Source organism: Pseudomonas sp. GW823-FHT02F05 (assembly GCF_058797315.1).
Map to the genome: position 1 here is coordinate 49,811 of NZ_JBXAJM010000027.1, position 13,026 is coordinate 62,836.

Genomic DNA, 13,026 nt, shown 5'->3' on the forward strand with positions numbered 1-13,026 from the left:
GGCCCTAACGACCAACCGTCTCCAACTGCCTCAACGCCGCTTTACGCTGCTCCACCGGCAGCCCACCCAACTTCTCCACCGCCGCATAAAACCTCACCCAATCCCCGCCTTCCCGCGCAAACAACGCCGCAAACGCCGGCACCCATTGGTCATACAACCCAAACGGCAAAAGCCGCGCGTTATTCATCGGCTGGTTAATCCAGGCGTCATAACGCTTGTCACCACCCCATTGGCTATCACGCAGGTGCCGGTATTCGCTACGCAACTGCTCGAATTGCGCCGCTTTGGCCCGGCGCATCGCGTCCGCTGCCAACGGCTGCGCGTACAACGCCTCCAGGCGTCTACGGGTATCGAGAATCAGCCGGATAAATTGATCGCGTTGCTTCAACGCCGCATCGCCGACAGGCGCCAGGCCCCGCGCCGCACGCCATTGGCGCGTGCCCTCCTGCTCGACAAAACTGGCATAGGACTCGTTGAACTCGGTGTCGTCCTTCACGTAGAAGCGCTGGTGGGCCAGCTCATGGAAGATCAGCGTGGCGAGGCGCTCATCGCCCCAGCTCATCATCGAACTCATGATCGGGTCATTGAACCAGCCCAGGGTGGAATAGGCCTCCACGCCGCCGATCGACACATCCATGCCCTGTTGCCGCAACAGCGCCGCCTCGCCCCGGGCCGCACCTTGGTTGTAGTAGCCGCGATAGGCGACGCAACCGGCGATGGGAAAGCAATGGTTCTGGGGTGACAGAGAAAATTCCTGCGTGGCGAAGACATTCCAGACCACATAGGGTCGGCCAATATCGGCATAAAGCCGGTAACTTTGATTGTCCGGCAGATGCAGGTGTTCACTGGCAAAGGTTCGAGCTTTCTGCGATTGAGCCAGATGCTCGCGCAGCAGTGGCGGGCGAGCAGGGTCGGCGATGACCTCGGCAACCGGCTCCCGGGCCCGCAACAGGTGCCACTGGCCACTCGCCAACTGGCTGTAATAACTGACACTGGAGCAGCCGCTGAGCAGCAAAACCATCAGTCCTGGAAGAAAACGCCTGATCATGCACTGACTGCTCCTGGGTGATGGGTTCGCCAGACTATCGCGCTTGCCGGGGATTTTTCCACGGCGTGGCGTGTTTATACTCAAGCCTCTTCTCGTGTTGAGTACCTGCCATGCGCCAGCTCTTGCTTCCCGTCGCCGCTGTATTCCTCAGCGCTTGCGCCTCGACCCCCATCCCCCCCGTGGACCCGCAGCAGGCCTGGGTCGATTTCACCACGCCGACACCGGGTTCCAAGTTGGTGATGGCTCAGCGCCTGGACGGGAAAAACCTCGACGACGGGCGCTTTTTTCAAATGCCTCCCGGCCCTCACGAGCTGATGGTGCGCTTTGACTTTGAAGTGCCCGCTGGCGGCGGCCTGGGTGGCCTCAGCCAGATGATGTATCGCACCTGCTTCATGACGCTGCAGTACGACCACTTTCAGGCCGGCCAGCGCTATGTGCTGGAAGGGCGCTCACTGGCGTTCACGCCCAACATCCGGCTGTACGACTCAACCCGCCAACTATTGGCCGAAGAGCGCAGCGTGAACTGCATCTGAGTCAGTCGTTGTTCTTTTGATAGATGATGCGCTTGGTGCCGTTTTCGCATGAGCCGACAATCATGGCTTCGTCATGGTTCTTGGCTTCTTCGGCGGTGATGATTTCCAGGGTGTAGGACGGAATCGCCTTGGCCTGGATCTTCACTTCGATTTCTTTCCTGAGCTCTTCACAATCTTTTGGCGCGGCCACGGCCGAAGTGGCCAATACACCGCAGATGATTGCCAAGGCAAAACGTTTCATGTGTGGAGCTCCCTGAATGCGCTGCGCACGAGTGTGCGCCTAGGCTGCATGGGCTATTCGACCACATTTTGCAAACACGAGTTCTGATTTAACGCAGAACTAAACATGTGGGACCGGGCTCGCTCGCCAATACGGAGTATCAGTCACCGAAGATATCGGCTGATCCACCGCATTCGCGAGCAAGCCCGCTCCCACATAAGATGACTGCTGTGTCAGTTGACCAGCGTGGCATCCAAGGTGATGGTTGCATTCAGTACCTTGGAGACCGGGCACCCTTCCTTGGCTTTTTTGCTCAGTTCATCGAACTGTGCCTGGCTCGCGCCTGGGATTTTGGCCTTCAGGATCAGGTGCACTGCTGTAATCGCAAAGCCGCCCTCGACCTGGTCCAGAGTCACTTCGGCCTGGGTGTCGATGCTGTCAGCCTTGAGCCCGGCGTCGCCGAGAATCATGGAAAACGCCATGGAGAAACAGCCGGCGTGAGCCGCGCCGATCAATTCTTCAGGGTTGGTACCCTTGCCGCCCTCGAAGCGGGCCTTGAAGCCGTAGGGCGCTTCGCGCAGCACGCCGGTTTCGGTGGAAATGGAGCCCAGGCCAGTCTTCAGGTCGCCTTCCCAATGCGCGGATGCCTTTTTAACGATACTCATAGCTTTCTCCTCGAACGGTGGTTTTGCGTCGGTAAGGGTTCTGAGGATAGACGTCAAAACAAAGTTCATTCGTAAGAGAAACCTAGCAATCCAGTAGGAAATTTCAGAGCTACCTATTGAATCTCGGGTATATGCCCTCATTGCATAGAGCATGCACATGAAGCGGCAGGTTTTGGTTCGTCTAGAAAGCCTGCGCCCCCATTGGAGAAGCAGGCTTATGAAATCGCTGTCCGACGTAAAGTTCTCGACCCTCGACCTGGTGCCCGTACGCGCCAACGGCAGCCCGGCGCAGTCGCTGCGCAATTCCCTGGACCTGGCCCAGCATGTGGAGAAGTTCGGCTACCACCGTTTCTGGGTAGCTGAGCACCACAATATGGACGGCATCGCCAGTTCGGCCACCTCGGTACTGCTCGGTTACCTGGCAGGCGGCACCTCGACCATTCGCGTGGGGTCTGGCGGGGTGATGTTGCCAAACCACGCGCCACTGGTGATCGCCGAGCAGTTCGGTACGCTGGAAAGCCTCTACCCCGGTCGTATTGACCTGGGCCTGGGGCGCGCGCCCGGTTCCGACCAGATGACCGCCCGCGCCCTGCGCCGTGAACGCTCCGGCAGTGCCGATGACTTCCCCGAAGATGTGGCCGAGCTGATGGCCTACCTCGGCCCGCGTACGCCCGACCAACGGGTTATCGCGGTACCGGGCACCGGCACCAATGTGCCGGTGTGGCTGCTGGGTTCAAGCCTGTTCAGCGCACAATTGGCCGGTGAGCGTGGCTTGCCTTACGCCTTCGCCTCCCATTTCGCACCGCGCTTGATGCATGAGGCAATTCGCGTGTATCGCAATCACTTCAAGCCTTCAGCCGTACTGGACAAGCCCTACGTGATGCTCGGCATTCCGCTGGTGGCGGCCGACACCGATGAGCAGGCCGATTACCTGGCCACCTCGGTGTACCAGCGTATTCTCGCGTTGATGCGCGGCCAGAGCCTGGTGCAGCGCCCTCCAGTAAAAACCATGGACGGCCTGTGGTTGCCCCATGAAAAAGATGCGGTCGGTAGCTTCCTCGGCTTGGCCATGGTGGGCAGCCCGGCGAAGATTCGCGGCAAGTTGGAGGTGTTGATCGAGCAGACCGGTGCCGATGAGCTGATTTTTACCAGTGACCTGTATGAGCACGCCGACCGGATTCATTCCTACGAGCTGCTTGCACAAGTAATGAAGGGCTGAGTAGTCCGAGGCAAAAAACGACGCACCTGTGGCGAGGGAGCTTGCTCCCGCTGGGCTGCGTAGCGGCCCCAAAAAATGGGAGCGCTGCGCACTCCAGCGGGAGCAAGCTCCCTCGCCACAGGTGCGTCGCTTATACAGCACGGGGTTAGCCGCGCTTGTAGGCAATTTCCTTGGTGCCACCTTCGCAGGTGCCAACTACTTTCTGGTCACTTGGCGTAGCACCTTTGTCCACCACTTCCAGCGAATACCCCGAAGCACCCTTGGCGTCGATTTTCGCTGCGATTTCGCTTTTCAGCTCTTCACAAGGCTTGCCCGCCGCCATAGCGGTACCCGCAATGCTCAACAACCCTACCGCTAACAGAAACTTCTTCATCCGTTACTTTCCTTGCGCTGATCAAAAAGAGCGTGCCGACGCTCATCGCGTCGGCACCCGTTGTTTGTAGCGCAGGTTATGGCAATCGGCCAGCGGGCAAAGTTCAACTCTGCCGATCAACTACTGGCAATGCGGAATCCCACTTTGAGCGTGACCTGGAAGTGCGCAGCCTTGCCATCTTTGATGTGACCACGGGTTTCGGTCACCTCAAACCACTCCAGATGCTTGATGCTTTTGTTGGCTTCAGCCAGGGCATTGTTGATCGCGTCTTCGATGCTGGTGGTGGAAGAGCCTACCAGTTCGACTTTCTTGTACGTGTGATGATCACTCATGGCGTTTCTCCTTTAGGTCGTCAATCAAGACTAGCAGCGAATGTGCGTACTGCTTCAGGCGACCGTTGGGAGGCGAAAGTTCAGAATTACTGCACTTTCTGAAACCGGCGCAGTCGGTATCTACACACGCCACTCAATCACTTCAGGAGATGTCCACATGGCCAACACTTCTTTACGCAAAGCGTCGCTGGAAAGCATGGAAGCCGAGATTTCGAGCCTGCTCAAATCGCTGGAGAGCCTCAAGGACGACGCGTCCGATGAGTCGCGCAAAACGCTGAAGGCCTTGAAAAGCAATGCCGAGAACGCCCTCAAGCACTCTCGCCACCTGATCAGCGACGCCTACGAAGAAAGCAAAGTCAAAATCCGCGAAACCAGCGCTGCCACCCGTGACTACGCACAAGAGCACCCCTGGACGACCGCCGGTGTCGCCGTTGGCGCGCTGGGCCTGCTGGCGGCTTATCTGCTGTGCAAACGCGGTGACTGATTGACCGGTTACATCGGTTGACGCAACAGCTCAGCCTTGAGCCATTGCGCCAACTGCCCGGCGCGCCCGTCTGCGGCGCGCTTGGGTAGCCACAACGCCAGGTGCGCCGGGGTTTCACTGAACCCCCAAGGCGCCACCAGGCGACCCGCTCGCAGGTCCTCTGCCACCAGCGGTTCTGGCGCAATTGCCACTCCCAAGCCGGCAACCGCCGCTTCCAGCAGATAATACAAATGCTCAAACCCCTGGCCGAGTTTCAGCGCGCCGGGCTCTAGGCCGTGTTGCCGTGCCCAACTGGGCCAGGCTTGCGGACGTGAGGTGGTGTGAAGCAAGGGTTGCTCCAGCAGATCCGACGCTGGGGCCTGACGCAGTTGTTCAAAACCGGCGAAGCGGGGGCTCAAGACCGGTCCGATGCGCTCGCTGGCCAGCTCATACACCTGCATATCCGCCGGCCACGGCGGCTCAGCGAATACCAGCAAGGCATCCAGCCCCGGGCGGCGCGGGTCCAGATCGCCTTCGCCTGCCGACAGGTGCAAGCGTAAATCCGGCAAGTCAGCATTCAACCGCCCCAGCCGAGGGATAAACCAACGCGCCAGCAAACTGCCTGAACAACCAAGAACGAAGGGCGCGTCAGCGCCGCGTTGGGTGAGTTCGGCGCACACGTCGCGCAACCGCTCGAAAGCCTCGCTGCTGGCATCTCGTAGCCTGACGCCAGCATCTGTGAGTTTAAGGCCGCGCCCATCCTTGATGAACAGGCTCACGCCCAAGTGCTCCTCCAGCACTTTCAACTGGCGGCTGACCGCACCATGGGTCACGTGCAATAGCTCCGCAGCCTGGCTGACGCTGTTAAGGCGAGCGGTGGCTTCAAAAGCGCGCAGGGCGTTGAGGGGAGGAAGGTCGCGGCTCATCTGTGAGTTTTCCTGACAGGTTGCGGCGATCTTATCGGTTTTCAGGTCAGAGCGTCACGAGTAGAGTGACCGTCATTGCCTTTAAACACATTTTTCCTGGAGCGTCCCATGACTCAGTCCCAGACCGATCTACGCAACGGCCCTGACGCCAACGGCCTGTTTGGTGCGTTCGGCGGCCGCTACGTCGCTGAAACCCTGATGCCGTTGATTCTCGACCTGGCCCGTGAATACGAAGCGGCGAAGGTAGATCCGGCGTTTAATGAAGAATTGGCCTACTTTCAGCGCGATTATGTCGGGCGCCCAAGCCCGCTGTATTTTGCCGAACGCCTGACCGAGTTCTGCGGCGGCGCCAAGATCTACCTCAAGCGCGAAGAGCTCAACCACACCGGCGCGCACAAGATCAACAACTGCATCGGCCAGATCCTGCTGGCCAGGCGCATGGGCAAGAAACGCATCATCGCCGAAACCGGCGCCGGCATGCACGGCGTGGCCACCGCAACCGTGGCGGCGCGCTTTGGCCTGCAATGCGTGATCTACATGGGCACCACCGACATCGAGCGCCAGCAGGCCAACGTGTTCCGCATGAAGCTGCTGGGCGCCGAGGTCATCCCCGTGGTCGCCGGCACCGGCACCCTCAAAGACGCCATGAACGAAGCCCTGCGCGACTGGGTAACCAATGTCGACAGCACCTTCTACCTGATCGGTACCGTGGCCGGACCACACCCATACCCGGCGATGGTGCGCGACTTCCAGGCCGTGATCGGCAAGGAAACCCGCAGCCAGCTGCAGGCCCAGGAAGGCCGCCTGCCGGACAGCCTGGTGGCGTGCATCGGCGGCGGTTCCAACGCCATGGGCCTGTTCCACCCATTCCTGGATGACACCAGCGTCGAGATCATCGGTGTTGAAGCCGCAGGCCATGGCATCGAAACCGGCAAGCACGCTGCCAGCCTCAACGGCGGCGTACCGGGCGTGCTGCACGGCAACCGCACCTTCCTGCTGCAGGACGACGACGGCCAGATCATCGACGCCCACTCGATTTCCGCAGGCCTGGACTACCCCGGCATCGGCCCGGAACACGCGTGGTTGCATGACATCGGCCGCGTCCAGTACACCTCGGTAACGGACGACGAAGCCCTGCAAGCCTTCCACAAATGCTGCCGCCTGGAAGGGATCATTCCGGCACTGGAAAGCGCCCACGCCCTGGCTGAAGTATTCAAGCGCGCGCCAAACTTGCCCAAGGATCACCTGATGGTGGTCAACCTCTCGGGCCGTGGCGACAAAGACATGCAGACCGTGATGCACCATATGGAACAGTCCAAGCAGGAGAAACACTGATGAGCCGCCTGCAAACCCGCTTTGCGCAACTCAAGGAACAAAATCGCGCCGCCCTGGTGACCTTCGTCACCGCTGGCGACCCCGGCTATGACACCTCGCTGGCGATCCTCAAGGGCTTGCCGGCCGCCGGCGCCGACGTGATCGAGCTGGGCATGCCCTTCACCGACCCGATGGCCGATGGCCCGGCCATCCAGCTGGCCAATATCCGCGCACTGGCCGCCAAGCAGAACCTGTTGAAAACCCTGCAGATGGTTCGCGAGTTCCGCCAGGACAACGACGACACGCCGCTGGTGTTGATGGGCTATTTCAACCCGATCCACAAATACGGCGTGTCGCAGTTCATTGCCGATGCCAAGGCAGCGGGCGTCGACGGCCTGATCGTGGTGGACATGCCCCCCGAGCATAACGGCGAGCTGTGCGACCCGGCCCAGGCCGCAGGTATCGACTTTATCCGCCTGACCACGCCGACTACCGATGACGTGCGCCTGCCTACTGTGCTCAATGGCAGCTCCGGGTTTGTGTATTACGTGTCGGTCGCCGGTGTCACCGGGGCGGGTGCCGCCACCCTGGAACACGTCGAAGAAGCCGTGGCCCGCCTGCGCCGCCATACCGACCTGCCGATCAGCATCGGCTTTGGTATCCGCACACCCGACCAGGCAGCGGCCATCGCACGCTTGGCGGACGGGGTGGTAGTGGGTTCGGCGCTGATCGATCACATCGCCACGGCCAAGAACGATCAGCAAGCCATTGATGGCGTGCTGACCCTGTGCGCAGCGCTGTCGGAAGGTGTGCGCAACGCACGCAAGTAAGTTGCACGGCGCAACGACCGCAGCTTATACGCTAGGCTTCAAAGGAGGTGGGCATGTCGCCCACCTCCTTTTTTAATGCACTTCGTGCCCTTTGCCGTCTAACCACCTTCGCAAGCCCCGTAGTCCTTGCCCCTCGGTCGTTAAGTTAGCCGCATCAGAAGTCATTCTTGGCTCTTAGGAGTACATCATGGCATTTGATCTCGTCACCGTTTCAGACCGTCGTCACTCAACCCTGCAAAAGGGTTTCAATCTGCGCTGGCCCTTGGGCAATGTGCAGGGCCAGTCTTCGCCCAATGGCGCCAACCTGATTTACCTTTGCCGCAGCCCGCAAGACATCATGGACGCCGCCGCCCAGGCATTGGCCCTGCCCAATGGACGCATCACCGTACGCAGCGGCGGTCATTGCTACGAAGGGTTTGTCGCCAACAAGATGCCCGACAGCCCGAATGAGGTGCTGTCGATCCTGGATATCAGCGCGCTGAACCGAGTGATCTACGATGCCAACGGCCAGATCGGTTCCGAGCTGAACCCCACGCAGCCCTTTCGCTACCGCTTTCGCCTGGAGGCCGGCGGCCAGAACTGGGACGCCTATGGCGCTTTGTACAAGCTGGCCAACAAAACCTTGCCCGGCGGCTCATGCTATAGCGTGGGCCTGGGCGGACACATTTGCGGTGGCGGCTATGGGCTGCTGTCTCGCAAGTATGGACTGGTGTGTGACTGGCTCAGCGGGGTCGATATCCTGGTGCCTGACAGCCAAGGCAAAGGGCTAGAACCGCGCCATGTCAGCAGGGACAGCACCCAAGAGGACGAATTGGACCTGTTCGCCGCGTGCTGCGGTGCGGGGGGTGGTCAATTCGGCATTATCACCAGCTATTACTTCAAGGACCTGCCACCGGCCCCCAAAGAAGTACTGTGGCTGGTGTTGGAATGGGATTGGTCAGTACTGACCCAGGATGCACTTAACAACCTGCTGGTGGCTTACCAGCGATGGTTCGCCAGTCATCAGAGCAACCCGGACACCTGGGGCCTGGCGACCAAACTGGAAATGCGCCACGAGCACACAGGCAATATCACCTTGGGTATCCATTATGTGGACAAGGAGGGGGAGCTGAACGACCGTGCGCCCTTCGATGATTTTGTCGACAAGATGCTCACGGCCATCGGCTTACCTGCCACCGAGTCGCTGGTGCCGTTTCATGTGGTCCATTTGCCGCCCGGCACAGCCGGCGGGCGCCCCATCGACTCAGTCTCATCCGCCCAGGCTGCGGCGCGGCGCCTGGACTGGCTGGTGTGCGAGCAAACATTGAATGGTTCGGGAGACAATCAGCGTGGGCGCTATAAATCGGCCTATCAGAAAGGTGAGTTCAGCCCCCAAGTGCTACAGGCCATCTGGACTACCCTGACCTGGCCGGACCCTGACAACCACCTGACACAAAGCCTGATCCAGATTCAGTCCTTCGGCGGCCAGATCAACGCCGCCAGCGCGCCCGTACGCAAGGAGTCGTCGGCCGCCCAGCGTTCGTCCCTCCTCAAGTGGCAACCCCAGTGTTACTGGCACGGCGACAGCGCGGCCGCGGATCAAGCCCATGCCGACTGGATCCGAGGGCTGTACGTCAATGCGTTTGCCGATGCGCAAGGCGTACCGCTCAACAATGCGTTCGAAGGCTGCTACATCAATTACCCCGACCTCGACATGACCTATACAGGCGGTAATCCGGCCAACGGCAAAAACCCCCAGTGGTACAAAATCTTCTTTCCCGATCTGATGATCGAAAGCCGCTTGCGCCGTACCAAGCAGCGCTGGGACCCGCACAATATATTTCGCAACGAGATGTCGGTGCCGTAGAACGAAAAAAGGGCGACCCGAAGGTCGCCCTTTTTACAGCTCGATCCGCTCGACTTTGCCGACCAGCAATATGTAGGAAAGCGCGCCGAGCAGCGCCAGGACCGCAATGTAGGTAATGGCCGGCGCAAATGACGAGCCACTGGCCAGAAAGCCAATCACGATAGGCGTGGCAATTGCCGCCAGGTTGCCGATGAAGTTGAACACCCCGCCGGTCAGCCCCAACAGACGGGCAGGCGCCAAGGTCGACACCAGCGACCAGGTGATCGACGCCAGGCCATTGCCGAAAAACGCCACCGCCAGAAACGCGATGACCCACCCCGTCGAGTCCACATAGTTGGCCCCGATGATCGCCGTGGAAATCAGCAGCCCACTGATGATCGGCAACTTGCGCGCAAAGCCCACCGATGCCCCACGGCGAATCAGCCAATCGGAAAACACCCCAGAACACAGCACGCCCACAAACGCGGCCAGGAACGGCAAGGAGGCCAGCAAGCCAGACTGGATAAAGTCCATGCCGCGATATTTCACCAGGTACGTCGGGAACCAGGTCAGGAAGAACCACAGCGTGGAGTTCAGGCAAAACTGGCCCAGGTAGATGCCCCACAGCTTGCGTTTGCTCAGCACGATGCCGAGGTCGGTCCAGCTGAAGGGTGCCTTGACGGTTTTAGCCTGCATGTCCACCAGCCCGCCACCGTCGCGGATCAGTTGGATTTCGGCTTCGTTGGCGCCTTTGAAATCTTTGGGCTCGCGGTACACCGCGTACCAGATCGCGGCCCACAGGATGCCGACGCCCCCGGTCACCACAAACACCATGTGCCAGCCGTACTGGTGCTGCAGCCACGCCAGCACCGGGGTGAGGAACGCCAGGCCGACGAATTGCCCGGAGGTATAGACGCCGATAGCCGTGGCGCGCTCGCGCTCGGGAAACCAGGTGGTGACCACACGGCTGTTGATGGGATAGGCCGGCGCCTCCAACGCGCCCACGGCCATGCGCAGCACGAACAGCGCGATAAAGCTGGCGGCGAAACCGAGCATCACGGTGGCAATCGACCACAGCAGCAGGGCGGCCGTGTAGAGAATGCGCGGCGGCACCCGGTCTACCAGCCAGCCACCCGGGATTTGCATGGCGGCGTAGGTCCAGCCGAAGGCAGAAAAAATCAGCCCGACTTGCACCGGATCGATCCCCAGCTCGCTGGTCAGCGCGGGCGCGGCAATCGACAGGTTGCTACGGTCGAGGTAGTTGATGACCACGGTGATGAACAGCAGCACCATGATGAAAAAGCGCTTTCTGCTAGGCGTGACTAAAGAAGCCTGCCCGGTGAGGGATTCAGGGTGCATGGGGGTGCCTCTTTTTATATTTGTTGAGGAAGGAACGCGCTCAATGTGGGAGCTGGCTTGCCTGCTCCCACATTTTTTAGCGCGTTTCAATCAGGTGGAAATCACCACTCGGCAAAACTGCCATCGGCATGGCGCCAGATCGGATTGCGCCAGCGATGGCCGATGGCCGCGCGCTCAACCACATACTCCTCGTTGATCTCAATGCCCAGACCTGGGCCGTTGGGGATCTTCACAAAGCCCTGGTCATAGTCGAATACGCCTGGATCACGCACATAGTCGAGCAGATCGTTGCTTTCGTTGTAGTGAATACCCAGGCTCTGCTCCTGGATAAACGCGTTGTAGCAAACCGCATCCAGCTGCAGGCATGCCGCCAAGGCAATCGGGCCCAGCGGACAGTGCAGGGCCAGGGCCACGTCGTAGGCTTCTGCCATGTTGGCGATCTTGCGGGTTTCGGTGATACCACCTGCGTGGGAGGCGTCCGGCTGGATAATGTCGACGTAGCCTTCGCTGAGCACCCGCTTGAAATCCCAGCGCGAGAACAGGCGCTCACCCAAGGCGATCGGCGTACTGGTCAGCGGGGCCAGTTCTTTCAGCGCTTCGTAGTTTTCGCTGAGCACCGGCTCTTCAATGAACATCAGTTTGTACGGGTCGAGCTCTTTCATCAGCACCTTGGCCATCGGCTTGTGCACGCGGCCATGGAAGTCGACGCCAATACCCACGTTAGGGCCGACCGCATCGCGCACAGCAGCGACGTTGGCCAGGGCCAGGTCGACTTTTTCGAAGCTGTCGACAAACTGCAATTCTTCGGTGCCATTCATTTTCACGGCTGTGAAGCCACGGGCCACCGCCTCTTTGGCGGCACGGGCAGTATCGGCGGGGCGGTCACCGCCGATCCATGAGTACACACGGATCTTGTCACGCACCTGGCCGCCCAGCAGATCGCTGACCGATACACCGAGGGCCTTGCCCTTGATGTCCCACAACGCCTGGTCGATGCCGGCGAGGGCGCTCATGTGCACCGCGCCACCTCGGTAGAAGCCGCCGCGATAGAGCACGGTCCAGATATCTTCGATATTGCGAGGGTCTTTGCCGATCAGGTAGTCGGACAGTTCTTCGACGGCGGCGGCCACCGTGTGAGCGCGGCCCTCGACCACAGGCTCACCCCAGCCGGTCACACCCTGGTCGGTTTCGACCTTGAGGAAGCACCAGCGCGGCGGAACGATAAAGGTCGTCAGTTTGGTGATTTTCATCTCTTGTCTCTCTTATAGATGCAGCGCCTGTGGGCGCGGAATATGCTCTCAGCTCAGGGCTTTCCAGGCGGCGACATAAGCCTGGGCACGGCTCGCAACCTGATCCACTGTCATGCCCGGCTTGAACAGCCCGGAACCCAATCCGAAGCCCTTGGCGCCGGCGTCGGTAAACACCTGCATGTTGTCCGGGGTAATGCCGCCCACCGGCAGCAGCAACGTGCCCGCCGGCAATACCGCCAGCCATGCCTTGATCACTGAAGGGCCCATCTGCTCGGCCGGAAACAGCTTCAACACATCGGCGCCTTCGGCCAGTGCGGCAAAGGCTTCGGTAGGCGTGGCTACCCCAGGCGACAAGTACAGGCCCGCCGCTTTGGCGGCACGCAGCACCTTGGCATCGCTGTGGGGCATGACGATCACCTGGCCTCCGGCCGCCTTGACCTGTTCGACCTGCTCAGGCGTCAACACCGTGCCGGCACCGATCAGGCAATCGGCGGGCAAGCTGTCGCGCAGGGTACGGATACTGGTGTAGGGGTCTGGCGAGTTGAGCGGCACTTCGATCACGCGAAAACCCGCGTCGTACAGCACCTGGCCGACCGCCTGGGCTTCGTCGGGGCGTAGGCCGCGCAGGATGGCGATCAAACCGTTTTGTGCGAGTGCTTGCTTGAGCAT

Annotated in this window: 15 protein-coding genes; 6 read left to right on the forward strand and 9 right to left on the reverse strand. The window is 60.4% G+C overall.

What is annotated here, in order from left to right; translation table 11 throughout:
• Nucleotides 1-4: 4 nt before the first annotated feature.
• Nucleotides 5-1,048: an aminopeptidase gene (locus tag AC1RAC_RS25445; protein ID WP_057975187.1), complete on the reverse strand. Its 1,044-nt coding sequence runs from the start codon at nucleotides 1,046-1,048 to the stop codon at nucleotides 5-7.
• 110 nt (nucleotides 1,049-1,158) lie between these two features.
• Between AC1RAC_RS25445 and AC1RAC_RS25450 the strand changes: the two genes are divergently transcribed.
• Nucleotides 1,159-1,581: a PA0061/PA0062 family lipoprotein gene (locus AC1RAC_RS25450; RefSeq protein WP_034134140.1), complete on the forward strand. Its 423-nt coding sequence runs from the start codon at nucleotides 1,159-1,161 to the stop codon at nucleotides 1,579-1,581.
• A gap of 1 nt (nucleotide 1,582) precedes the next feature.
• Here the strand turns inward: AC1RAC_RS25450 and AC1RAC_RS25455 are convergent, their stop codons facing one another.
• Both AC1RAC_RS25455 and AC1RAC_RS25460 read right to left on the reverse strand, forming a co-directional pair.
• Nucleotides 1,583-1,822, reverse strand: coding sequence for a DUF1161 domain-containing protein (locus AC1RAC_RS25455; RefSeq protein WP_003187312.1), 240 nt, complete (start codon nucleotides 1,820-1,822; stop codon nucleotides 1,583-1,585).
• A 212-nt stretch (nucleotides 1,823-2,034) separates the two neighbouring features.
• A complete protein-coding gene (locus tag AC1RAC_RS25460; protein ID WP_003187311.1) occupies nucleotides 2,035-2,466 on the reverse strand; it encodes an OsmC family protein in 432 nt (143 codons plus the stop codon).
• 217 nt (nucleotides 2,467-2,683) lie between these two features.
• Here AC1RAC_RS25460 and AC1RAC_RS25465 point away from each other — a divergent pair, with 217 nt between their 5' ends.
• Nucleotides 2,684-3,685 carry an LLM class flavin-dependent oxidoreductase gene (locus AC1RAC_RS25465; protein ID WP_034129211.1) on the forward strand — a complete coding sequence of 334 codons (1,002 nt, stop codon included), beginning with the start codon at nucleotides 2,684-2,686 and terminating at the stop codon, nucleotides 3,683-3,685.
• A 145-nt stretch (nucleotides 3,686-3,830) separates the two neighbouring features.
• On the opposite strand, the gene AC1RAC_RS25470 is transcribed toward AC1RAC_RS25465, so the two are convergent.
• Nucleotides 3,831-4,058 carry a DUF1161 domain-containing protein gene (locus tag AC1RAC_RS25470; protein WP_054897252.1) on the reverse strand — a complete coding sequence of 76 codons (228 nt, stop codon included), beginning with the start codon at nucleotides 4,056-4,058 and terminating at the stop codon, nucleotides 3,831-3,833.
• Nucleotides 4,059-4,174: 116 nt separating this feature from the next.
• On the reverse strand, nucleotides 4,175-4,390 hold the full coding sequence (locus AC1RAC_RS25475) for a dodecin (protein ID WP_005783406.1): 216 nt from the start codon (nucleotides 4,388-4,390) through the stop codon (nucleotides 4,175-4,177).
• 157 nt (nucleotides 4,391-4,547) lie between these two features.
• Here AC1RAC_RS25475 and AC1RAC_RS25480 point away from each other — a divergent pair, with 157 nt between their 5' ends.
• Entirely contained in the window at nucleotides 4,548-4,874 is a 327-nt protein-coding gene (locus AC1RAC_RS25480; protein WP_003187304.1) for an ElaB/YgaM/YqjD family protein, read from the forward strand.
• Nucleotides 4,875-4,882: 8 nt separating this feature from the next.
• Here AC1RAC_RS25480 and AC1RAC_RS25485 read toward each other — a convergent pair whose 3' ends face one another.
• Nucleotides 4,883-5,779, reverse strand: coding sequence for a LysR family transcriptional regulator (locus tag AC1RAC_RS25485; RefSeq protein ID WP_054897253.1), 897 nt, complete (start codon nucleotides 5,777-5,779; stop codon nucleotides 4,883-4,885).
• 108 nt (nucleotides 5,780-5,887) lie between these two features.
• Between AC1RAC_RS25485 and trpB the strand changes: the two genes are divergently transcribed.
• From trpB to AC1RAC_RS25500, 3 genes are all read left to right on the forward strand, one after another.
• Nucleotides 5,888-7,114, forward strand: coding sequence for a tryptophan synthase subunit beta (trpB, locus tag AC1RAC_RS25490; protein ID WP_072445695.1), 1,227 nt, complete (start codon nucleotides 5,888-5,890; stop codon nucleotides 7,112-7,114).
• A complete protein-coding gene (gene trpA / locus AC1RAC_RS25495) occupies nucleotides 7,114-7,923 on the forward strand; it encodes a tryptophan synthase subunit alpha (protein ID WP_034129208.1) in 810 nt (269 codons plus the stop codon). The genes trpB and trpA overlap by 1 nt, the downstream gene beginning before the upstream one ends.
• Before the next feature lie 187 nt (nucleotides 7,924-8,110).
• Nucleotides 8,111-9,769: an FAD-binding oxidoreductase gene (locus AC1RAC_RS25500; RefSeq protein WP_057975190.1), complete on the forward strand. Its 1,659-nt coding sequence runs from the start codon at nucleotides 8,111-8,113 to the stop codon at nucleotides 9,767-9,769.
• Nucleotides 9,770-9,802: 33 nt separating this feature from the next.
• On the opposite strand, the gene AC1RAC_RS25505 is transcribed toward AC1RAC_RS25500, so the two are convergent.
• From AC1RAC_RS25505 to AC1RAC_RS25515, 3 genes are all read right to left on the reverse strand, one after another.
• Nucleotides 9,803-11,107, reverse strand: a complete 1,305-nt coding sequence (locus AC1RAC_RS25505; protein ID WP_032894350.1) for an MFS transporter — start codon at nucleotides 11,105-11,107, stop codon at nucleotides 9,803-9,805.
• Nucleotides 11,108-11,208: 101 nt separating this feature from the next.
• The gene (dgoD, locus tag AC1RAC_RS25510; protein WP_003187297.1) at nucleotides 11,209-12,357 is read right to left on the reverse strand and encodes a galactonate dehydratase; all 1,149 of its coding nucleotides are present in this window, start codon (nucleotides 12,355-12,357) and stop codon (nucleotides 11,209-11,211) included.
• A 48-nt stretch (nucleotides 12,358-12,405) separates the two neighbouring features.
• A complete protein-coding gene (locus tag AC1RAC_RS25515; protein ID WP_057975191.1) occupies nucleotides 12,406-13,026 on the reverse strand; it encodes a 2-dehydro-3-deoxy-6-phosphogalactonate aldolase in 621 nt (206 codons plus the stop codon).

Coding starts and splice junctions, on each gene's coding strand:
- AC1RAC_RS25500 (WP_057975190.1), top strand. CDS start 8,111: ATGGCATTTGATCTCGTCACCGTTTCAGACCGTCGTCACTCAACCCTG.
- AC1RAC_RS25470 (WP_054897252.1), bottom strand. CDS start 4,058: ATGAAGAAGTTTCTGTTAGCGGTAGGGTTGTTGAGCATTGCGGGTACC.
- trpB (WP_072445695.1), top strand. CDS start 5,888: ATGACTCAGTCCCAGACCGATCTACGCAACGGCCCTGACGCCAACGGC.
- AC1RAC_RS25450 (WP_034134140.1), top strand. CDS start 1,159: ATGCGCCAGCTCTTGCTTCCCGTCGCCGCTGTATTCCTCAGCGCTTGC.
- AC1RAC_RS25460 (WP_003187311.1), bottom strand. CDS start 2,466: ATGAGTATCGTTAAAAAGGCATCCGCGCATTGGGAAGGCGACCTGAAG.
- AC1RAC_RS25475 (WP_005783406.1), bottom strand. CDS start 4,390: ATGAGTGATCATCACACGTACAAGAAAGTCGAACTGGTAGGCTCTTCC.
- AC1RAC_RS25465 (WP_034129211.1), top strand. CDS start 2,684: ATGAAATCGCTGTCCGACGTAAAGTTCTCGACCCTCGACCTGGTGCCC.
- AC1RAC_RS25445 (WP_057975187.1), bottom strand. CDS start 1,048: ATGATCAGGCGTTTTCTTCCAGGACTGATGGTTTTGCTGCTCAGCGGC.
- AC1RAC_RS25485 (WP_054897253.1), bottom strand. CDS start 5,779: ATGAGCCGCGACCTTCCTCCCCTCAACGCCCTGCGCGCTTTTGAAGCC.
- AC1RAC_RS25515 (WP_057975191.1), bottom strand. CDS start 13,026: ATGCTCAAGCAAGCACTCGCACAAAACGGTTTGATCGCCATCCTGCGC.
- dgoD (WP_003187297.1), bottom strand. CDS start 12,357: ATGAAAATCACCAAACTGACGACCTTTATCGTTCCGCCGCGCTGGTGC.
- trpA (WP_034129208.1), top strand. CDS start 7,114: ATGAGCCGCCTGCAAACCCGCTTTGCGCAACTCAAGGAACAAAATCGC.
- AC1RAC_RS25505 (WP_032894350.1), bottom strand. CDS start 11,107: ATGCACCCTGAATCCCTCACCGGGCAGGCTTCTTTAGTCACGCCTAGC.
- AC1RAC_RS25480 (WP_003187304.1), top strand. CDS start 4,548: ATGGCCAACACTTCTTTACGCAAAGCGTCGCTGGAAAGCATGGAAGCC.
- AC1RAC_RS25455 (WP_003187312.1), bottom strand. CDS start 1,822: ATGAAACGTTTTGCCTTGGCAATCATCTGCGGTGTATTGGCCACTTCG.